The organism is Thermostichus sp. MS-CIW-37 (genome assembly GCF_054060065.1).
Genome location: NZ_JBSSCV010000030.1, coordinates 1 through 20110 on the forward strand (window position 1 = coordinate 1; position 20110 = coordinate 20110).

The 20110-nt window shown below is 58.9% G+C and carries 17 protein-coding genes and 1 tRNA gene; 12 read left to right on the top strand and 6 right to left on the bottom strand.

Annotation, left to right across the window (positions count from 1 at the left end):
* The first annotated feature begins 291 nt into the window (after window positions 1-291).
* From ACVWYZ_RS11990 to ACVWYZ_RS12020, 7 genes are all read left to right on the top strand, one after another.
* Window positions 292-1242, top strand: a complete 951-nt coding sequence (locus ACVWYZ_RS11990) for a LysR substrate-binding domain-containing protein (RefSeq protein WP_414357098.1) — start codon at window positions 292-294, stop codon at window positions 1240-1242.
* A gap of 184 nt (window positions 1243-1426) precedes the next feature.
* Window positions 1427-2341 (top strand): alpha/beta fold hydrolase, encoded by a 915-nt coding sequence (locus tag ACVWYZ_RS11995; protein ID WP_457467185.1) that lies wholly within the window; start codon window positions 1427-1429, stop codon window positions 2339-2341.
* Window positions 2342-2504: 163 nt separating this feature from the next.
* On the top strand, window positions 2505-3506 hold the full coding sequence (locus tag ACVWYZ_RS12000; RefSeq protein WP_457467186.1) for a zinc-dependent alcohol dehydrogenase family protein: 1002 nt from the start codon (window positions 2505-2507) through the stop codon (window positions 3504-3506).
* 33 nt (window positions 3507-3539) lie between these two features.
* Window positions 3540-4109, top strand: coding sequence for a hypothetical protein (locus tag ACVWYZ_RS12005; RefSeq protein WP_457467187.1), 570 nt, complete (start codon window positions 3540-3542; stop codon window positions 4107-4109).
* Window positions 4110-4178: 69 nt separating this feature from the next.
* Window positions 4179-5774, top strand: a complete 1596-nt coding sequence (locus ACVWYZ_RS12010) for a bifunctional aminoglycoside phosphotransferase/ATP-binding protein (RefSeq protein ID WP_457467188.1) — start codon at window positions 4179-4181, stop codon at window positions 5772-5774.
* Between the two features lie 317 nt (window positions 5775-6091).
* A complete protein-coding gene (locus ACVWYZ_RS12015; protein ID WP_414374219.1) occupies window positions 6092-6745 on the top strand; it encodes a Crp/Fnr family transcriptional regulator in 654 nt (217 codons plus the stop codon).
* Window positions 6746-6804: 59 nt separating this feature from the next.
* A tRNA-Phe gene (locus ACVWYZ_RS12020) sits at window positions 6805-6877 on the top strand.
* Window positions 6878-7189: 312 nt separating this feature from the next.
* Here the strand turns inward: ACVWYZ_RS12020 and ACVWYZ_RS12025 are convergent.
* Window positions 7190-8299 carry an RpoD/SigA family RNA polymerase sigma factor gene (locus ACVWYZ_RS12025; RefSeq protein WP_414407919.1) on the bottom strand — a complete coding sequence of 370 codons (1110 nt, stop codon included), beginning with the start codon at window positions 8297-8299 and terminating at the stop codon, window positions 7190-7192.
* A gap of 320 nt (window positions 8300-8619) precedes the next feature.
* On the opposite strand from ACVWYZ_RS12025, the gene ACVWYZ_RS12030 reads away from it, so the two are divergent.
* Window positions 8620-8877 carry a helix-turn-helix domain-containing protein gene (locus ACVWYZ_RS12030; RefSeq protein ID WP_041436246.1) on the top strand — a complete coding sequence of 86 codons (258 nt, stop codon included), beginning with the start codon at window positions 8620-8622 and terminating at the stop codon, window positions 8875-8877.
* A gap of 396 nt (window positions 8878-9273) precedes the next feature.
* Window positions 9274-9573, top strand: a complete 300-nt coding sequence (locus ACVWYZ_RS12035) for a hypothetical protein (protein ID WP_457467189.1) — start codon at window positions 9274-9276, stop codon at window positions 9571-9573.
* Window positions 9574-9627: 54 nt separating this feature from the next.
* On the opposite strand, the gene ACVWYZ_RS12040 is transcribed toward ACVWYZ_RS12035, so the two are convergent.
* The 5 genes from ACVWYZ_RS12040 to ACVWYZ_RS12060 form a co-directional block, all read right to left on the bottom strand.
* A complete protein-coding gene (locus ACVWYZ_RS12040) occupies window positions 9628-10920 on the bottom strand; it encodes a Glu/Leu/Phe/Val family dehydrogenase (RefSeq protein ID WP_457467190.1) in 1293 nt (430 codons plus the stop codon).
* A 71-nt stretch (window positions 10921-10991) separates the two neighbouring features.
* Window positions 10992-11663, bottom strand: a complete 672-nt coding sequence (locus ACVWYZ_RS12045) for a diacylglycerol/polyprenol kinase family protein (protein WP_414382045.1) — start codon at window positions 11661-11663, stop codon at window positions 10992-10994.
* Between the two features lie 9 nt (window positions 11664-11672).
* On the bottom strand, window positions 11673-12002 hold the full coding sequence (locus ACVWYZ_RS12050; protein ID WP_049749615.1) for a c-type cytochrome: 330 nt from the start codon (window positions 12000-12002) through the stop codon (window positions 11673-11675).
* 263 nt (window positions 12003-12265) lie between these two features.
* Window positions 12266-14113: a glycoside hydrolase family 3 N-terminal domain-containing protein gene (locus ACVWYZ_RS12055; protein WP_457467191.1), complete on the bottom strand. Its 1848-nt coding sequence runs from the start codon at window positions 14111-14113 to the stop codon at window positions 12266-12268.
* A gap of 118 nt (window positions 14114-14231) precedes the next feature.
* Complete coding sequence (locus ACVWYZ_RS12060; RefSeq protein WP_457467192.1) at window positions 14232-15647, bottom strand: RecQ family ATP-dependent DNA helicase; 1416 nt, start codon at window positions 15645-15647, stop codon at window positions 14232-14234.
* A gap of 195 nt (window positions 15648-15842) precedes the next feature.
* On the opposite strand from ACVWYZ_RS12060, the gene hisB reads away from it, so the two are divergent.
* From hisB to ACVWYZ_RS12075, 3 genes are all read left to right on the top strand, one after another.
* Window positions 15843-16463: an imidazoleglycerol-phosphate dehydratase HisB gene (gene hisB / locus ACVWYZ_RS12065; protein WP_457467193.1), complete on the top strand. Its 621-nt coding sequence runs from the start codon at window positions 15843-15845 to the stop codon at window positions 16461-16463.
* Between the two features lie 2 nt (window positions 16464-16465).
* Window positions 16466-18178 carry an alpha/beta hydrolase gene (locus tag ACVWYZ_RS12070; protein WP_414357443.1) on the top strand — a complete coding sequence of 571 codons (1713 nt, stop codon included), beginning with the start codon at window positions 16466-16468 and terminating at the stop codon, window positions 18176-18178.
* An 85-nt stretch (window positions 18179-18263) separates the two neighbouring features.
* A complete protein-coding gene (locus ACVWYZ_RS12075) occupies window positions 18264-20102 on the top strand; it encodes an ABC transporter permease (protein ID WP_457467194.1) in 1839 nt (612 codons plus the stop codon).
* Window positions 20103-20110: the final 8 nt, after the last annotated feature.

The following is a 20110-nucleotide window of genomic DNA, read 5'->3' on the forward strand; positions in this document are numbered from 1 at the left end:
GCGGGATACCGCCATTCTGTTTGGAAACAAACAGAATGCTATCGCTGCATAGTTGAACAGTGATGTTCAGCAGTGTTCAGCGTAAATGTATCAGAAACAGCCCGAAGATTCTGAGCTCTCCTCTCCACTCTTGGCTGGTCACCCCCCAGAGCCGAGCTGCCGGGAAAGGGTTGAGCTGCTCTCTTGGGATTTCTCGCTTGTTTATGATGATCTCGTGTGGGTTTCCAAACGCGGGCTGCTCAGCTTTTCAGGGAAACGTAAGGGATCCCACTGTGGGGTTTGGAGTTCCCTATGGCGGATGAGTTGCCGTTTACTCTAGATCAGCTCCTCATCGTGCGGGCAATTGCCCAGCAGGGTAGTTTTCGCCGTGCTGCCGATAGCCTGTTTGTCTCCCAGCCTGCCGTCAGCTTGCAAGTACAGAACCTGGAGCGACAGTTGGGAGTGGTGCTGTTCGACCGCAGTGGGCGCAAGGTGGAGTTGACGGATGCCGGGAAAGTGCTGCTGCAGTACAGCGAGCGCATCCTCAAGCTGTGCCGTGAAACCATCGAGGCGCTGGCGGATTTGCAAGAAATGGAGCGGGGGCATCTGGTTTTGGGGGCCAGCCAAACGGTGGGCACCTATGTCATGCCTTCTTTGATCGCCCAATATCACCGCCGCTATCCACAAATTTCCGTACAGCTCTTGGTGCAATCCACGCGGCGAATTGCCCAGAAATTGGTGGACGGCCAGTTGGACGTGGCCATTGTTGGCGGGGAGATCCCCTTTGAGCTGCAGCGGCACTTGAAGGTGATGGCTCTGGCGGAAGATGAATATGTGTTGGTCGGTGCTCCCGGGTGTGCCATCGACTCTCCGGCTCTTGTGGATCTGCTGGCTTTGCCCTTCATCACCTTGGATCCCCAGTCGTCCACCCGGCAAACCATCGATCGGGTGCTGAATCGCCACGGCATCAACCCTGCCCAATTGAATGTGCGGCTGGAGCTCAGCTCGATTGAGGCGATCAAAAATGCCGTCCAGGCGGGGTTGGGGGTGGCCTTTCTGTCCATGGTGGCAGTGGGATCCGATGTGGAACAGGGGCGGTTCCAGAAGCTGGCGGTGGAAGGGCTACAGATACGGCGTACCCTCTGGCTGGCTTTTAACCCAGAGCGCTATCAATCGCAGGCGGCCACCCGTTTTCTCCAAGGGCTGCTGACCCGCCAAGACTGGCTGAAAACTCCCCCGCCCCATTTGCAGTTGATCGGCTAAGTTGCGATGCGTTACGGCCTTTTCCGAGTTGATGGGATCCCAGGTAGATTCCGGTGGATTGAGCAGGATCCCTGTTCAAAGAGATACGAGAGATATTTCCGTATAGGTGCATTCGCTGTAGCCAATGCTGCTCCGGAAGAAACTGCATCTGCTGAATCTGTCTGTGTCTACTGACCCCAAGCCGATGACCAGGCAAACGCTGTTGGAACGACTCCCCCTGGCCCAGCGCTTGGCGGAGTTACAGGCCCGCATTCAAGAGATCCCGCTGCACAGGGTGAAATTGGAAGGGTTGAACATCGCAGGGGCAGAGTCCTGCTGGGCTGCCTATCGAGACTGGGGAAAAGGGATCCCACTGCTGTTTCTGCATGGCTTTATGGCCACTCATGCCAACTGGTGGCCGCTGATGCAAGGGTTGGGAGACGAATATCGCTGCATTGCCTTGGATTTACTGGGGTTCGGGCAGTCTGGCCAACCGGCCTTGCACTACGACATCGCTGCAGAAGTAGAGTTTGTGCGCGGATTTGTCCAAAGGCTGGGCCTAGCTGCTCCGGTTTTGGTGGGCCATTCCTTTGGGGGATGGGTGGCGGCAGCTTACGCCGTGCGGTATCCGCTGCGGGGGTTGGTTTTGTTGGCTCCTGCCGGGATCCGCGACGACAGCTTTGTGAGACGCTACAACCATTTGCGGCCCTTGCTCTGGGAAAGCGCTTGGGTAGATTGGCTGTTGCGGGCGATCGCTCCGCTGGCCCGCTGGTGGCATTGGGAAGACAAGCTGGCCCAGCTCTTGTGGTTGCGGGGATCCCTGCGCCAACAGCCAGTCGCTCGGCAATTTCTTCGACAACGTCTGCGCCCGCAAGCTGCCGTCGATACGGTTGAACGTTATCTCCAACACATTCAGGCCCCCACACTGGTGATCGCCGCCGAACAGGACGACACCATTCCCCTCTGGCACTGCCAAACCTACGCAGAAGGGATCCCTGGGGCTCAGCTCAAGATCTTGCCCGGCGCCAGCCACGCCATCCCTGCCTTGCATGGGGAACAAGTGCTGCCCCTAATTCGGGAATTTCTCGACACAGCCCTTTCCGCCCAATGGGGGCTTTGAGCTGGGGGTGTAGCGTAACGCCTGACTCTAGAATGGACGGAGAGCGTCTGCAAGACTCCGCAGTGTTGCAAAGCAACACCGCCAATCTCCTCACCACTGGAACAAACTCTACCTTGCATCCTTTGAGCGGTTCAATCCAACTGGAACTGATCAACTTGAGCGCATGAAAGCCGTAGTCATGAGTGTGCCCGGCGGGCCAGAGGTTCTGCAGCTTCGAGAAGTACCTGAACCTCAGATTCGCGGTGAGCGGGAGCTGCGCATCCGCCTGAGAGCAGCCGGCGTCAACCCCATCGACACCAAGCTGCGGCGACGGGGCACCTTTTATCCAGAAGAGATGCCGGCCATTTTGGGGTGTGACGGTGCCGGCATTGTGGAAGCTGTGGGATCCGGAGTTAGGCACTTTGCGGTGGGAGACGAGGTGTACTTCTGCCACGGGGGTCTGGGCAAGCAGGCGGGGAATTACGCTGAGCTGATCGTGGTGGACGAGCGTTTTGTGGCCCCCAAGCCCAGAACTCTGAGCTTTGCAGAAGCTGCCGCTGCCCCGCTGGTGCTGATCACCGCCTGGGAAGCGCTGTACGACCGGGGACGTCTCCAGGCCGGCCAAAGTGTGCTCATCCACGGGGGAGCGGGTGGAGTTGGCCATGTGGCCATCCAACTGGCCCGTCTGCGGGGATCCAAAGTGGCCACCACCGTGAGCACCCCGGAAAAGGCAGAGTTTGTCCATTCCCTAGGCGCCAGCTTGCCCATCTTCTACCGGCAGACAGACTTTGTGCGCGCCGTTTTGGACTGGACAGGGGGGGAGGGGGTGGATCTTGCCCTGGATACCTTGGGCGGCGCGGTGTTGGAGCAGACCTTTCCTGCAGTGCGCGTGTACGGAGATATCGTCACCCTGCTGGCTCCGGCTCCGGAGACGGACTGGCGGGTGGCCCGCGACCGCAACCTGCGGGTGGGATTTGAGCTGATGCTCACCCCGATGCTGAAAAACCTCATCAACGCCCAGCAAAATCAGGCGGAAATCCTCAGGCAATGTGCCCGCCTCATCGACCAAGGCCAACTGCGAATCCAGCTCACCCACACCTTTCCTCTGGGCGAAGCGGCTGCCGCCCACCGGTTGCTGGAGCAGGGATCCGTTCTGGGCAAAATTGCCTTAACCATCCCCCAGTAGGCATGCTGGAGAAAGCCCATTGAGGATCTGCCCATGGTTGCTCCTCTCACCCCCCACCTGCTGGAGAACGAGAGCTTCTACGAAAATGCTCTCTGCTGGCTGGGACGACCGCAAACGGCCTATCGGCTGTTGAGCGAAGCGGTTTTTCCTGCCATCTCCTCTTGGGTGCGGGGGGAGGTGGACAGCCGTTCTTTCAACCACTGGCAACTGGAGGATGTGCGCACCTTTCTGTATCCGGTGGTGGCCTTGGGAGACCAAGAAACCCTTGTTCTCTCCAGTGAAGCCCTGCTCCTCTGCGGCATCGGCAACTATTACAACCCCTGTGACTTGGCCATTGTGGTGTTTGTGCAGCAGCCCCAAGAGCTGTTCAGCCAACTGATGCAGCGCATTCGCCGGGCCGAAGCCACTATCAGCCGCGGGCCAGACGTGCGCATGCTCTCGGAACAGGTAAACCTGGCCAAGCGCGGACAAGACTACATCAACACCAAATATCTGGTCTGGCCCTACGCCCTTTCCGGTGCTGCTCAAGATACGCTAATTCAGCAGGGGATCAGCCTCATCCGTCTTTCCCCCCAAGAAGCCGCCTTGCCCTTTGGGGAATAGGAGAGTCTGCTCTGTTGGCAGAAGGTAGGGATCCCCGTCCAAACATTTTTTCCATCTCTGTTGCCTTTCATGGTCGATGCCCACCTGCCCCCCTTGATCCAAGCGATGCTGGATCCCGCCTTCTACCCTCATCCGGTACAGGATCCCATTCGGCTTATTCAAACCCACATTTCCTATATTCTGCTGACAGGCGACTATGCCTATAAAGTGAAAAAGCCTTTGGACTTTGGCTTTTTGAACTTCACCACCCTGGAGAGGCGGCGCCACTTTTGCCAAGAAGAGCTGCGCATGAACCAGCGCGGTGCTCCCGGCCTTTATCTGCAAGTGTTGCCCATTGTCCAGACCGATGGCCGATTTCAGTTCAACAGCAGCGGCGAGCCCATAGAATACGCTCTGCAAATGCGGCAATTTCCCCAAGAGCAACTGTTCAGCAACCTGTTTGAGCGGGGAGAGCTAACGCCGTCCTTGATGGAGGAGCTGGGGCGGGTGGTGGCGACGTTTCATGCCCAAACCGAGACCAACGACTACATCCGCAGCTTTGGCCGGCCAGAACGGGTGCGAGAAGCCTTCGACGAGAATTACGCCCAAACCCAGCGCTACATCGGCGGCCCGCAAACGGCTCAGCAATATCGAGAAACCCAAGCCTACACCGATCGCTTTTTTGCCGAGCAGCAGGAGCTCTTTCAACAAAGAATAGAACAAAACCGCATTCGCGAATGCCACGGAGATTTACACCTGGGCAACATCTGTTTTTGGGAAGGGAAGATCCTGCTTTTTGATTGCATCGAGTTCAACGAAGCCTTCCGCTTTGTGGATGTCATGTACGACGTATCCTATGGGGTGATGGATCTGGATGCCCGCCATCGCCCCGATCTGGGAAACGCCTATTTGAACACTTACCTGGAAGAAACCGGAGATTGGGAAGGGCTGAAGATCTTGCCTATTTATCTCAACCGCCAAGCCTACGTGCGAGCCAAGGTCGCCTCTTTTTTGCTGGAGGATCCCACGGCAACAGAGGAAGCTAAGGCCACGGCCTTCAGTACCGCCGCCCGCTATTACCGTCTTGCCTGGGAATACACCCTCCCCAAGCAGGGGCAATTGTTCCTGATGTCAGGATTGTCGGGATCCGGCAAAAGCACGGTAGCCCGCCACTTGGCCCGTCAGCGGGGAGCCATTCACATTCGCTCCGATGCGGTGCGCAAGCATTTGGCCGGGATCCCTCTGCGGAAACGGGGGGGGCCGGAGGTTTATACCCCGGAGATGACCGATAAAACCTACCGCCGCTTGGTGCAGTTGGGAGTAGAGCTGGCCCAGGAAGGCTACACCGTGATTCTGGACGCCAAGTTTGACCGGCAAGCCCTGCGGGGGATGGCCATTGATCAGGCCCAACGCCAAGGGATCCCACTGCACATTCTCCACTGCTACGCCCCTGAACCTGTTTTGCGGGAGCGCCTACAACGCCGTAGCTCAGCTCCTCAGCCCCTCTTGGCCCCAGCCGGCTGCATCGATGGGGATCAGCAGCCCTCTGCCGACATTGCCGATGCCACCGCCGAGATGCTCTCCCAACAGCAGGCCCACTGGCAGGATTTTTCCGAGTCGGAACGGCCTTTTTTAAAGGTTTTGGATACCAGCCAAGATTGGCAATCTCAACTTCAGCAGGTCTAGATCTCGACTCAAACTGCACAAAGTCGAGAGAATTAACATCAGCAAGATGGATTTTGCCGTTTCTGGGTTAGAGAATGGCAGCAGCTTTTTTGGGCAGGGATCCCTTTCCAAAGTAGAGGTCAAAATTGGGTCTAAAGCTCTGTCCTATTGGTACGCAGTTCGCCTCGGCGGGCCATAGACCTGAGAGAGACGGTAGGCTGAGGGGCATGTTGACGTGTCTGTGCAGGCCCACCCTTTTCCCATCCCACTCGACCAGAACTGACCACGTGCAGGAGGATCCCACGGTGAGCGATGTAACTCCAGATGACCTACGCCTGATGCTCTTGTTTGAGGGCTTTCCTCCTGAGAGGCTAGAGCCTCTGGCCGGGCAAATGTCGTTGCGCTCCCACCCGGTCAACCAGGCCATCTTGTTACAAAATGACTGGGGTAACGCCGTTTATTTCATCCTGGAAGGGTGGGTCAAGATTCGCACCCATGATCTCGAAGGCCGGGAGATCACCCTCACCATTCTTGGCCCAGGAGAAATCTTCGGGGAGATGGCTGCTTTGGATGAAGCACCTCGCTCTACCGACGTTGTAGCTCTAACCGCCACCAAAGTCGGTTGTCTGTCGGCCCAGCACTTTCTGGCTTTTTTGGCTTCTGATCCTCAGGCCAGCATCCGCCTTGCTCAGCTCATGTCGCGCCGCTTGCGGCAGATCAACCGTCGTCTGCAGTTGCGCGAGGCCAGCAGTACGGCCCGTGTTGCCGATATCCTGCTGTTCTTGGCCGAATCTCGTGGCCGGGTTAGCCGGAGTGGTGTAGAGATCCCCAACTTGCCCCATCGGGAGCTGAGCAGCCTCAGTGGCCTGGCTCGGGAAACGGTCACTCGCGTTCTGTCTAAGCTGGAGCAAGAGGAGCTGATCCGCCGGGATCGCACTCGAGATGTTCTCTGCATCCCCCAGATGGAGGCTTTGGAGAAACTGATTGGCTAAATTGGGGGTGCCACCAGTTGTCGAAAGCCCTCTCGGCATCGTAAGATAGTAAGCCCAGAGCCGGGATAGCTCAGTTGGTAGAGCAGAGGACTGAAAATCCTCGTGTCACCAGTTCAAGTCTGGTTCCTGGCATCTGCTGTGGATGATGGGGCGGGCTTGGGTCAACGACCTGAGCCTTTTTACTATGCCGGTGATCAAGGGCAGAAATGCACAAAGGCCAAGGCGCTGGCAGTATCGTGCCTTAACACTGGAGAAAGCAGATCGTCCGAGTTAACAGCCAGAGAAGTTGCCCGCTAAAGTCGTCTTGACCAGATCTGGCCGTGGGGATAAGGGATCCCTTGATCGCCATTTCAAGGAGCTATGGTGTTCAACCCAAGAAGATTGAAAAAAAGGTTGTCCCTGGGCAGAAGCTGGCCAGGAAATCGGTCTGTGGGTCTGTAGCCACTAGCGGATGTACTGGGCCAAAGCCCGCGAAGAATAGCCCACCCGCAATTTGCGCAGGGCATCTCGCTCGATCTGACGAATCCGCTCCCGCGTCAGGTTGAAGTGATCCCCCACCTCCCGCAGGGTTCTCGCCTGTTGCCCGTCTAACCCATAGCGCAACTCCAGCACTTGCCTCTCAATCGGCTTGAGGGTTTGCATGGCAGAACGCACATCCTGCTGCATCGATTGCACGAGGATCCCTTGAAAGGGCTGCTCTTGCCGCTCATCTTGCAGCAAATCTCCAAGGCGGCTTTCTCCTTCCTGGCCGACCGGCACATCCAGCGACAGGGGCAAAGCAGCAGCCTGTTGGATCATGCGCAGTTTCTTGACTTTAATGCCCAAGGCTTCTGCCAGCTCCGCTTCGGTGGGCCGCCTCCCCTGCAGCTTCATCAGCTCGCGGTTGGTGCGCTTGAGCAGGCGCACTTTGTCGACCATGTGTACCGGCAGGCGAATCGTCCGTGCTTGATTGGCAATGCAACGGGTAATGCCTTGGCGAATCCACCAATGAGCATAGGTGCTGAAGCGAAACCCCCGCTCCGCATTGAATTTTTCGGTGGCCCGGATCAACCCGATATTGCCCTCTTGGATCAGATCCAAAAACGGCACCCCCCGATTGAGGTATTTCTTGGCAACGCTGACCACCAGGCGCAGGTTGGCGTTGATCAGCTTGCGTTGAGCTTGCTCCCCTTGTCGGATGCGGGAGCGTAGGGTGGATACGGAAATCTGCAGGGCCTCGGCCAGAGCCTCATCGCTGGGATCCTCCCCCCGCTGTTGCCGCCATTCCTGCCGGGCTTGATCGATGAGGAGCTTTTGCTGAATTTTGCGCGACAGCTCGATTTCCTCAGCGTGATCGATGCGGGGCACGCGACCGATGGTATTCAGGTAGTGATCGACAGCGTCCTCGTTCAACCGGGATCCGCCGGCAACCGGCTCTGGATCAACTTCTGCAAGAGCATCTTGGGGGGCAGACTCAGGGTCGAACCAGAGATCGTCGAACTCCTGAGGCGAAGAGGCAGAGTGTTCAGGATGAGGACGAGAAAAAACCACGGCCAGGTGAGGAGAGAACTTCATCTCCCAGTCTAAAAAGGTTTCTGCTGCTGCTGCGAGCGAAAATCGATCATGACCCTCTTTTTTGTCCGGAGATTTTTCCGCTTGGATGCGGGAACAGCAGGGATCCCATCCGTCAAGTCCTTGTAGGCAAGGGGTTGCCCGGCAAAAAGCGGTAAGCGATTTTCGATCTAGACCTTGAGATAAGATTGTTCCTGAGCCAGTCAGCTCAACGGCTGCCGGGTGGGATCCCAGGAAAAGGGAACCTTGCCAGCTCAGGCTACCATGTGAGGATCCCTCAACTTCCTCAGTCTGGAAAAGAATATTTACGGCTTTCTGCTCCTATGGAGTCTAACGACCGGCACCATCCATCGGCCAACTTGATTGGGGAACGGGTGCGCTGGGTACGGGAGAAGCTGCAACTCACCCAAGATCAACTGGCGGGTCGCTTGGCCAAGTACGGTGTGCAGTTGGACTACGTCAAAATTGGCCAGGTGGAAAAGGGAAAACGGCGCGTCATCGACAAGGAACTGGTGGCCTTTGCCAAGGCGTTGGGGGTATCGGTCACTTGGCTGCTGAGCGGAGATGAATCCCACCTGTAGCGGCCTGCGGGAAAGTACATCCGATACAGGGATCCCGAACAAAAGGACGTGAAGATACTTAAATACCTTGTACTCTCGGACGTGATCTCAGTCATTTTCCGTGTAAACACGGTAGGCTGGACTCATGAATAGATTGGCTTGAGGCCAAACCCCAGCTTTTCCTTGACCATCCGCGGGGGTGGGAAAAGCAGAGAGATACAGCGCCGCGCCGGAAGTACGGGTTTTTCCAAGAAGGATCGGGATCACAGGCTTCTTCACCTAAACTTGATATTGTTGACTTGGCGTTAAGCTGCCGCCGTCTATCTGGCCGTCTATCTGTTTGTGTGAGGTTTGCCGATGCTCTCTTTCTTCTTCAATTCCAACAAGGCCAACAACCGACAAACCGGAGGCCACCGTGTGCCTGCTGCGAGCAAAACCACAGGCACGCAACGGATCCCTAACTACAACCGCCTTTCTGCCCCCCATGAGGTGCTCAAGCAGGAAAGGCAGATCAAGCGGGAGCAAGAGTTTACCGAAATGGAGCAAAACATCAATCGCATTCGCTACTTCTACCAAAAAGCAGATATGCCTCTGGAGATGCGACAAATTCTGACCTACCGTAAGCTGATGGAGCTGGACTACTTTACCCCACAGGCGGCAAAAGAGCTGCTCAAGCAATGGCAGCAGCAGGAAGAGCAAGAACGCCGTCGGGCTTGAGAAAAGGGCAATCGAACCTTGGCAAGTAGGCTTGTTGAGCCAAGAGTTCCCGGTCTACGGGTAAAGGCCGCGATCCTGTAGGGCTTGCGCCACTCGGCCTACCCCTAGGGTGTAGGCAGCCAGTCGCAGCGACACTTGCCGCCGTTCTGCCTCCTGCACCACCCGTTCAAAGGCACGTACCATCAGACCTTCCATTTCTTGATAAACTCGCTCTTCATCCCAGAAGACGTAAGAGAGTCCCTGCACCCACTCCAGATAGCTCACCACCACTCCACCGGCATTGGTTAGGATATCCGGCAATACCTGGATCCCTCGCGATTCCAAAATCCGGTCGGCGGCAAGGGTAGTTGGCCCGTTGGCAGCTTCTGCCACGATCCGGGCTTGAATTTGGTGGGCATTGGCTTCGGTAATTTGGTTCTCTAGAGCGGCAGGGATCAACACATCCGCTTTTTGCACCAGCAGGTCGGCATTGCTAATGGGCTCAGCTTGCGGAAAGCCCGCCATGCGGCCTCCCTGTTCCTTCATGTGGGCTTTGAGGGCGGGGATATCCAGTCCTTTGGGGTTATAAAGGCCCCCAGAACTGCCGGAAACCGCCACAATTTTGGCTCCTGCCTGATGCAGCAAGCTGGCCGCTGCCCCGCCCACATTGCCAAAGCCTTGGATCAACACCGTTGCCCCTGCCAGGGATCCACCATGTCGGGCCAAGGCTTCCCGTACCGTGATCATCACCCCCCGTCCGGTGGCCAGTTCTCGCCCTCGGGATCCCCCAATCGAGAGAGGTTTGCCCGTCACCACTCCCGGCACCGCATGCCCAACATTCATGGAATAGGTATCCATCACCCAGGCCATCTCGCGGGCGGAAGTTCCCATGTCTGGAGCGGGAATGTCCTCTGCAGGGCCGATATCCTTGATCAGCTCGCTGGTATAACGGCGGGTAATGCGCTCCAGCTCCGAGACCGAATAACGCCTCGGATCGATAGGGATCCCCCCTTTGGCCCCACCGTAGGGAATGCCCATAAGGGCGCATTTCCAGGTCATGAGCATCGCTAAGGCCGAGACCTCTTCAAGGGTGACCGCTGGGTGGTAGCGGATCCCCCCTTTGTAGGGGCCGAGAACGTTGCAATGCTGCACCCGATGGCCCGCCAGCACTTGGATTTGTCCGTTATCCAGCCGCACGGGGATCGCCACCGTCACCACTTTACGGGGGGTGCTGAGGATCGCCACCCAGCCGGGATCCAGTTTCAGCTCGCCAGCTGCCCAATCTAGGTAGCTGCAGGCCTGGGCAAGGGGACAGATATGGGCGGGAGAGGGAGGGGCAGAAGAGGCCAGCGCAGGACTTGCAGCCATGGCGAAGAGAAGCAAGGGCTGTTTCCACACTATACCGCCGGGAACCGGAGAGGAACGTTCCGTAGCAAGCGTTACAAATAATTGAGAATCTGGATCAAGACGAAACAGAGGCCGGCACTGGCCAGGGGCACGGTCAGGTTATCCAACCCCCACCAAGAGAACACCTCCAGTCCCATAGCCATCCCTCCCACCAAAAGGCTCACTCCGAGCAAAGGGAGAGAGAAGCCAAAGTACCCCAGCAGCAGAGCCGCGATCACCAAGCTGCTCACCGCCCACATGGTCAGGGATCCCTCCCAGCTTTTTTGAATGGATCCCAGTTGGTAGGGGTGTTTGCCCCAAGTTTTGCCCACCAACCCTGCCAAGGCGTCGGCCCACGTCATCACCAATATGCCGATCACCGCGAAAACCTGTCGCTGTGGCCGCCAAAACCAAAACAGCAGCAGGCCAATGCTGATGGCGTAGAAACAGGTGCCAAAGCTGCGGCGACCGACTCCATTCAAGCTGGGCAAGATGGCCACCCGGTAGGAGAGCAGCGCCAAGCCGGCAAACACCAGAGAGAATCCCACCCCTAGCCAGCGAGGCACTTGCAAAGCCCAAGCCAACAAAATGATATTGCCCACACCAATGTGAATGGCCTTGCGCACCCATTCCCCGTCCACCTGCCGGGAGCGCAGCCATTCCGCAAAAGCAAATACGGCGGCCAGCCAGAGAGCATAGCAAGCAAGCTGCTGGGCCAGGCCCATGAAACGGCCTCAGAGGGTTTTCAAGTAGCTGAGCAAATCCGCCATCTCCTGAGGATCCGGCTGGAACTGGGGCATGGGAGGCGTTTTGCCACCGGTCACCTGCTGAATAATAAACCGATCCGAGCGGCGGCTGCTCACCCCCCGCAGACTGGGCCCCACTCGCCCATCCGCTTCTTCTCCGTGGCAGGCTGCACAGTTGAGGGCAAACAAGGATGCACCATGGCTAACCTGCCCCTGTAAGCTGAGGACGGCTTCCGTGTAGGGATCCAGACGAGCCTCAGCACTTAGCCAAGCCCAGGTCAATATCGCCAGCCCTAGGCCGAGGAGGGCAAGACCCAGCCGAGTTTTTTGAGACCAGACACTTGTAAAGAACTGCTGCAAGGATTTGAGGAAGGGTTGTAAACGTCGTTGGGATGGAGGTTGAAGTCGCTTTTGCTCAAACTCAACCCAAATGCCAGTTGACGACTGGCTGCTGCAGGATTGAGGAGTGTCTGAGAGGGAGGGAGGCACAGACAACGCTGAGAGAAACCGTTTCAATCTTTTACATTTCAACCAACACGATAACTCAGGAGCCTTTCCCTGCCAATAATCTGTAAAGGTATTTACTTTTTCTTAATGGTTGGCTGGGCCACGTGAGACTTTGATCCCTCTGAGGGGGGACGGTTGGGAAAGAGCCGCTCCATCACCTCCGCTTGGGCCCAGGGATCCCGGTTGAGGCTGTGGATGGCATTGGCCCATGGAAAGTGCGCCTGCAGGCGGCGGTAGAGAGATAAATTACCATAAATGACGACCGCTGCCACCCGCTCCCGATGCTGTTGCAGCCAATCCAGCACATAGTTGGGCAAGGGATCCCGAAGGAAACCTTGGAAAATCAACCCTGGGGCGTTGTCTAGAGCGGCTTCCAACCAAGGCAGGGGGGTAAGGGCATCGCTGAGCACAGGAAGCATGCCCAGGGCAGCCGGAACATGCAGGGCGGGAGATTGCAACTGCACATCGGCAGCACCCAAGGGGGGATCCTGCCAGATCCAGTTCAACCATCCGGGCTCTGCGGGCGGGCTGAGGGGCCGGCCTCCTTCCACGCCACCGCGGGCCATAGCCGCTTGACAGGGGGCAATATCCTTCTCGGCCAAGAGGGATCCCAGCTGTGCGGCTCTGTGCAGAGCAGAGGTCAGGTGGGAGCGCCTGTTGAACAACTTTCCCAACGCCGTTCGCGTCCGCGGAACGGAGTCCTTGTCCTTGGAGATGGGATCCCCCAGCAGCAAAGGCTTCAGTTGCTCGGCGGGAGAGCCACGGTTGAGGGCTGGATCTGTGGGATCCTTGGCTCCCATCCATCCGCCAAGGGCGCTGAAGTCGGTTTCTGCCAGGGCCGGCCACACCTGTTGGAGGAGAGCTGAGGCGGCGGGTAGGAGTCGCTGTTTGGCCCGCAGCACCCGCGTCACCGACTGGGCAAGCTGGTCTGTGCTGAGGGATCCCTGTTGCACCGCTTCCAAAACGGCTGCCAAGGATGCCATCGGATCGGGGGGGGCCAAAATTAGGTCGGCACCGGCCTGGAAAGCCCGCACGGCCAATGAGTTGGGCCCGTTAGCATTGGCCAGCTCTGCCAAGCAGCCTTGATCGAGGCTGTCCACAACAATAAGCCCGCCAAACCCCCATTCCTGGCGCAGCAGTTGGGTCAGCCGCCCCGGCAGCAGGGTGATAGGCCAGCGCTCATCCCACTCCGGCAGCACCACGTGGGAAACCAAGATCGCCCCCACCTGCTCCACCAAACCTCGAAAAGGCAGCCAAGGTCCCTCTTGGAGCTGGGCTAGGGTCAGGGTTGATCGGGGGCACCAGGGGGTGTCTGTTGTCTTTGGGGATGGCTTCAGTCCGGCCTGAACCGGATCCCTCCAGCCTTTGCCCGGAAAAGAGCTTGCTGTGGTTAGGATCCCGCCTGTGCTGCCCGGGGTGGCTTGCTCACATCCGCGCACGAAAGCTCGCGCCAGTTGCAAAGCAGATAGGGGATCCTCCGCCAGCGCCCCTTCCCCCAGCGGCTCTGCCACCGGGTTGAGCAACCAATTGATGCCGATGGCCGCCGCCTCCCGCGCCGTGATCCGCCCCCACTGCTCGGCCCAGCGTTCTGCCTCTGATCCCAGACGGCTCAACCCCAGGGGATGGGGAAAAGAGGTAGCCCCCTGTAGGGCCAGCCCACGACCGGCCTCTGCTGCCACCAAAAGGGGCAGAGCAGCCCATGCCTGCACCTCTTCCACCCGCAACAGGGCTTCTGCTACGTGTCCTTCGGTGATCCAGATGCCCCCGATCCCCACTTCCTGGATCAGTCGCTTGAGGGTGTCTCGACAGCAGGCTGGGGATCCCAGACGGGCCGAGACCGGCACCACCAACAGTTGGGCTACCTGCCGAGCTAGGGATAAGGGTCGATCCAGTTCCTCGAGCGGAGATCCGGAAACACTCATGGGCACAGCCGGAAGGTCGTCAGCAACGGGAAAGCTGCGAGATTCTGATCCCTTTGCAGAAAACGCAGATCATGATAACCACTCCTGCCGGTTGTGGCTCGCACTTGGCTGCTGAGGGCTAACGAGAAAGCCGACAACGGTCACAGGTGCCACAAGGCAGGCCGGGCTGCTCCCCAGGGTAGCCAAAATAGGGCAAGATCGCCTGCCACCGACAGCCGCGAGTGTGGATCAGATCCTCTATACCCCGCCAGGGATCCTCTCGTCTTAAAGGCTGCCAACGGCGGTGTAACACCTGAAAGCGAAAGGGATCCGGCCACCGCAAACAGCCCATCTCCTGCAGCAGACCCAAGGCCACCCGTGCCTCTCCGGGGGGCAGATCGGCGTAGGATCCCTGCTGGGGTAGGGTTTGGAGCAGGTGGCGTGCTCGGGCCTGAAGGCGCTCCTGCTGGGAATAGAAATAGGCTTGGCGCCGGCGATCGCTGGGATCCAGCAGGCCCGTCGGCTCCGAGACCAGCATCAGGGCCCGACAAGGGCCACCATCCCGACCGCCTCGTCCCACCTCTTGCAAATAATCCATCAAGGTGGGCGGGGGATGAAAGTGCAGTACCCAACGCACGTCCGGCTTGTTGATGCCCATGCCAAAGGCGTTGGTGCAGACCAGAAAGCGCAGTTCCCCCTGCAGCCAGGCCCGTTCCAGCCGACGGCGGGATCCCGCTTCCAGTCCCCCATGGTAGGTGGCGGTTTTTAGGTTCTGTCGGCCCAGCCACTCGGCCAGCTCTTCCCCATCCCGCCGGGTGCGCACATACACCAGACCCGAGCCGGGATTCTCGCCCAGGAATCGCAGCAGACGGCGACGACGATGCGCCGGGCTCCAGGCTATCGCCACATTGAGGGAGATATTGGCCCGCAGGGGATCGGCGCGAATGCACTCCGGATCCCGCAGCTCTAGGATTTGGCTGAGGCGGCTGCAGGTTTGGGGGTCAGCCGTGGCGGTAAAAGCGGCAATGGGAAAGGAGGACTTCACCGGGGCCAGAGCCGGGCGCAGCAATCCCAGACGGCGGTAGTCGGGCCGGAAGGATCCCCCCCAATGCACCAACGTATGGGCCTCATCCACGATCAGGCCGTTGATGTGCACCTGAGGCTGTTGCAGCCGTTGCCAAACGGGGGGGCTGAATAGAGTCTCCGGCCCCAAATAGAGCAGGCGCAGTCGGTTTTCCTCAAGGGCCTTCAACACCCGCTTGCGCAGGGCCGGATCCAGTTCGCTGTGGAGACAGGCCGCCGGCAGCTTGCGTTTCCAAAGATCCTGAACTTGGTCTTCCATGAGGGCGATTAGGGGTGAAACCACCAGCATCACCCCCCTTTGCAGCAGAGCTGCTAGCTGAAAGCACAGGGATTTGCCAAACCCCGTCGGCAACACCACCAGCGCGTCGCGCTTGTCCAGCAGAGCCTGGATCACCTGATCCTGCGGTGGGCGCAGCGTCTCGTAACCCCAGTGTTGCTTGAGGGCCTGTTGGATTTGCTGCCAATCCTGCAAACGGCAACCCCTTCTTCAACACTCTCTTCCAGCACTCTACGGCAATTCCAAGGGAAAAAAGAGCAGGGCGGAGAAAGGAAAGAGCCTCTCTTCTCGCTCCTCACTGCTTAGGCCGTGTGGTGCCGATGCTCGCAGGCTTGTGCAATTCTAGAGCTGGAGCCTACCTGCTGCTCCACAGCGTTCTCGGCCACTTCCATGACTGCCATCGACTCCTCGCGCCTGCTCCACCCCAGAACTGCCCTTGTTCACCGTCGCACCGGGGAAACGGATGTTCAAATTCGTCTGAACCTGGATGGCAGCGGTCAGCACCAGATCGACACCGGGATCCCCTTTTTGGATCACATGCTGGCCCAGCTCAGCACCCATGGGCTGATCGACCTGCAGATCAAGGCCATAGGGGATCTGCACATCGACGATCACCACACCAACGAAGATGTGGGCATCACGCTGGGACAAGCCCTGGCGCAGGCTCTGCAGGATCGGCGTGGCATTCATCGCTTCGGCCATTTTTGGGCACCTTTGGATGAAGCTTTGGTGCAGGTGGTGCTGGATTTCTCCGGGCGTCCTCACCTCAGCTATGGCCTGGAGCTGCCCACGGAGCGCATTGGCCGCTACGAAACCCAGTTGGTGCGGGAGTTTTATCAGGCGGTGGTCAACCACGCCCAGCTCACTTTGCACATTCGCCAGGCTGCCGGCCTCAATGCCCACCATATTGTCGAGGCCAGTTTTAAGGCGTTTGCCCGCGCCCTGCGCATGGCCGTAGAACGGGATCCCCGCCGACAAGAAGGGATCCCTAGCTCCAAGGGGGTTCTGTAGCCGTGCGGTGGCTGCAGGGGGTGTTTGCCTTGGGCCTAGGACTGGCGACAGTTTTGGCTGGGCCGGGCCGGGCGTGGAGCGCAGAGCGCTTGGGGGTGTTTCTGCCGCCTTTGATTGAGTTCTCTTTGCCCGTGGAGGATCTGGCCCGGTTTGCCCACAATGGCGCGGTAAGCCGGCAGTTGGATTTTTATCTGCGGCGGCTCACGCCAGAGCAACAGGCAGCTTTGGCGGATTTGCTGACACGTAATTTTGACCTTGACCAGGTTACGGTCAGCCAGTTTACCTACTCTGCGATTGGCGAAGATCTGCTGCGGCGGTTGACCCTAGTATTGCATGGAGATGGAGAAGCAGAGTTTTATGCATTGCGGGCGGCATTGATCCTGGCGGCAGGGGATCCCGAGGGGCTGACGTTGGTGAATGTGTTGCGCCGCTACCCGCTGGAGAAGTTGCAGATCGATCTGGATATGAGCATTCGCTTGGTGCGAGAGGCCGGTCAACTCTTCCGCCAGCGGGATCTGGTGATCGCAAGGCTGCGAGAAGAGGCCGGGCGGAAAGCTGAGTGGGCATCTTCCAGCGCTTCTCTCAGCATGGCAGCCCAAGACTCAGCTCAACCTCACCTTAGCCCCGAGCAGCCGGGTGAGTTGGAGTGGCAGGTGGAGCGCTTCCAGTTGGTCAACCCTTGGCGCGATACGCCTGTGTCGGTGGAAGTCTATCTGCCGGAGGGGAAGGGGCGTATCCCCTTGGTGGTGATCTCCCACGGCATTGCCTCTGACCGCAATACCTTTGCCTACTTGGCCCGCCATTTGGCTTCTTGGGGGTTTGCGGTGGCGGTGTTGGAGCATCCGGGCACCGATGTGGAGCGGGTGCGCAGCTTTTTGTCAGGGTTTGGCTCTTTGCCGGGGCCCTATGAGTGGGTGGCGCGGCCCCAGGATATTTCTCTGCTGTTGGACGAGCTGGAACTCAGGGCACAGCAAGATCCCAGCCGCTGGGGCAGGCTGGATGTAAAGTCGGCAGGACTGTTCGGCCAGTCTTTGGGGGGATACACGGTGTTGGCGGCAGCAGGGGCTGCGCTCAATCCAGCCCGCTTGCAAGAGAACTGCCAGACATCCCATTCCTTGGAGCTGACCCTGAATGTTTCTCTGTTGTTGCAATGTCGGGCGATAGAGGTGTTCCAGGCTTCCAACCTGGCCGCGCAGGCGGGGCAGTTGGCAGATGCGCGCATTCAGGCGGTGTTTGCCCTCAACCCCCTCACCAGCACGGTGTTTGGCCCAGAAGGGCTAGGCCAAGTGGGGATCCCGGTGATGATAATGTCGGGCAGCGAAGATTACTTTACCCCCGCCCTAGCAGAGCAGATTGAACCCTTTACCTGGCTGGGATCCCAGCAGCGCTATTTGGCGATAGTGGAGGGATCCACCCATTTCACCTTCCTGGGTGGGGGTGGCCAGGGGGCCTTCCCGGTGCCGCAGGAGTTGATCGGGCCAGATCCCCAGTCAGCTCGCCCCTTGCTCAAGGGCTTGGCCACTGCTTTTTTCAAAACCTACCTGGCGGCGGGATCCGACTCCGGCGGGTTTTCTGAGTATTCGACTTATCTCAACTCTGCCTACGCCGAATCCCTGACCCCAGCACCTCTACGCACCACTTTGATTCGAGACTTGAGGCCAGAACGGATCCAACTGGCCTCGTTCGCGACGGCGGTGCGGAGCACTTTCCCGTGAGAAGTGTCTTGAGCTGAGGAGCTGAGAAGAGGGCTGGCTGCTATCTTTTCGGATTATTCCCTTTGGTTTTGCTGAATCTCTGCCCATGCTGCTGTTGCTGACCAATCTGAGCGCCGTTTTGCTGTTTTTGCTCTGCCCCTGGTGGGTGCTGAGGCGGGAGTTCGGCGGCACAGGGGTGCTGGCAGGAACCTTTGGCCTCATCGACCCGCAGCAGTTGGGGATCCCGGATACTTTGGCGGTGGGTTGGATCCCAGGGTTGAGCTGGGCCTGGGTGCTGTTGGCGCTGTTGTCGTGTCTGGCCCTGGGGATCAAAGAGCGGCAAGTGCGGGCCCGCTGGCTGTACAGCTTGGGGGTGAGCGGTCTAGTTCTGTTTGGGCTGGGCTTGCTCTGGTTTTATGGGGCAGTGGGGGCGGTGAACAGGGCGGCCCTGGCGGAAGGGATCCCGCCAACTCGGTTGCCGTTGCGGCGGTTCAGCCCTTCTTTGGCCAGCTATGCCAGCTTTGCCTATGCCCTGCTGCTGTTGCTGCTGGGGCGGCTGCAGTTGCCGGGGGGAAAAGCCTTTTTGGTGCGGCGGCGGCAGATCATCGTCCCCCTGACTGCCTTGGGGGCGGCGGTGGCAGCAGGGGCGGTGGTGGTGGGGTTGCTGCGGCCCGGCCTGGGCTCCTCGCCCGATTCGCCTTTTTTTGTAAAGCTAAGCACCAAACTGGACTTGATCACCTACACCTTTCAGGTGCTGTTTAGCCCCATCACTCATCTGCCCGGGTTGTTCCAGAGTTTGCTGCTGGCCACTCCTCTGATTTTTACGGGGTTGGCGGTGGCCTTTGGCTTTCACGCGGGCTTGTTCAACATCGGCGCGCCGGGACAACTGACGATGGGAGCCATTGCCACCATGCTGGTGGGGGTATACCTGCCGGGGCCAGGTTGGCTGACTTTGCCCCTCTCGGTTTTGGCGGCGGCTGCCGGTGGAGCCCTTTGGGGTGGGATCCCCGGTTGGCTCAAGGCCCGCTTCGGCACCCACGAGGTCATCAACACGATCATGATGAACTACATTGCCGCCTCAATCTTCTTGTTTTTAATTTCGGCCAACCAGTACCGTTTTTTCGGCTATCCGGTCACTTTGCCCTTCAAGGCCCCCGGCCCAGAAGCCCGTAGCTACGAAATTCGCCCCGAATCGCGGCTGCCCTCGCTGCTGGAGTTGCTGGGGCTACAGGGATCCGGCCCCGGGACGCTGTCTTGGGCTTGGCCCTTGGCCCTGTTGGCCGGGGTGGGGTTTTACCTGCTCTGCAGAGGCTGGCCCCTGCAAAGACGATGCATCGGATCCCTGGCGGCAGGGCTGGGGGGATATCTGCTGGGGGGCATCTTGCCCGGTTGGCCGGTGGAGGTGCCCACAGGGTTGGCCGCCATCCGCTTGAACGGGGCCTTTTTGATTGCGCTGCTGGCGGTGGCAGTGGTGAATGTCTATCTGTGGGGAACCTTGGAGGGCTATGAGCTGCGGGCCATGGGCTTTTCTCCCAGAGCGGCAGAATATGCCGGGGTGGACTTGGGCCAAAAGCAAATCTGGGCCATGGCCATCTCCGGCGCCTTGGCGGGGCTGGCTGCAACCCACTATGTTCTGGGGGCCGGCCTCGAAGAATACCGCCTCAAGCAATCCTTGCCTGCCCAGGTCGGTTTTGATGGCATTGCGGTGGCCCTGATGGGGCAAAACTCTCCTCTGGGCATCGTCCTCACAGCACTGCTGTTTGGGGTACTCTTGACGGGGGGGCTGCGGCTCAATCTGGAATTGGGGATCAGCCGAGAATTGGTGACCGCTCTACAAGCTTTGATCGTCTTGTTCATTGCAGCAGGTGGCCTGTTGCCCGGCTATTTCACGGATCCCTTGCAGGCAGCCCAGGTGGAAATGGACTGCGATGAACGCTCAACTTGAGTACCTCT

Excerpts from the sequence above, each read along its gene's own strand:
- ACVWYZ_RS11990 (WP_414357098.1), top strand. The coding sequence starts at position 292 with ATGGCGGATGAGTTGCCGTTTACTCTAGATCAGCTCCTCATCGTGCGG.
- ACVWYZ_RS12045 (WP_414382045.1), bottom strand. The coding sequence starts at position 11,663 with ATGGGCCTGGCCCAGCAGCTTGCTTGCTATGCTCTCTGGCTGGCCGCC.
- hisB (WP_457467193.1), top strand. The coding sequence starts at position 15,843 with ATGACTGCCATCGACTCCTCGCGCCTGCTCCACCCCAGAACTGCCCTT.
- ACVWYZ_RS12005 (WP_457467187.1), top strand. The coding sequence starts at position 3,540 with ATGGTTGCTCCTCTCACCCCCCACCTGCTGGAGAACGAGAGCTTCTAC.
- ACVWYZ_RS12075 (WP_457467194.1), top strand. The coding sequence starts at position 18,264 with ATGCTGCTGTTGCTGACCAATCTGAGCGCCGTTTTGCTGTTTTTGCTC.
- ACVWYZ_RS12025 (WP_414407919.1), bottom strand. The coding sequence starts at position 8,299 with ATGAAGTTCTCTCCTCACCTGGCCGTGGTTTTTTCTCGTCCTCATCCT.
- ACVWYZ_RS12040 (WP_457467190.1), bottom strand. The coding sequence starts at position 10,920 with ATGGCTGCAAGTCCTGCGCTGGCCTCTTCTGCCCCTCCCTCTCCCGCC.
- ACVWYZ_RS12030 (WP_041436246.1), top strand. The coding sequence starts at position 8,620 with ATGGAGTCTAACGACCGGCACCATCCATCGGCCAACTTGATTGGGGAA.
- ACVWYZ_RS11995 (WP_457467185.1), top strand. The coding sequence starts at position 1,427 with ATGACCAGGCAAACGCTGTTGGAACGACTCCCCCTGGCCCAGCGCTTG.
- ACVWYZ_RS12000 (WP_457467186.1), top strand. The coding sequence starts at position 2,505 with ATGAAAGCCGTAGTCATGAGTGTGCCCGGCGGGCCAGAGGTTCTGCAG.
- ACVWYZ_RS12010 (WP_457467188.1), top strand. The coding sequence starts at position 4,179 with ATGGTCGATGCCCACCTGCCCCCCTTGATCCAAGCGATGCTGGATCCC.
- ACVWYZ_RS12015 (WP_414374219.1), top strand. The coding sequence starts at position 6,092 with ATGCTCTTGTTTGAGGGCTTTCCTCCTGAGAGGCTAGAGCCTCTGGCC.
- ACVWYZ_RS12055 (WP_457467191.1), bottom strand. The coding sequence starts at position 14,113 with ATGAGTGTTTCCGGATCTCCGCTCGAGGAACTGGATCGACCCTTATCC.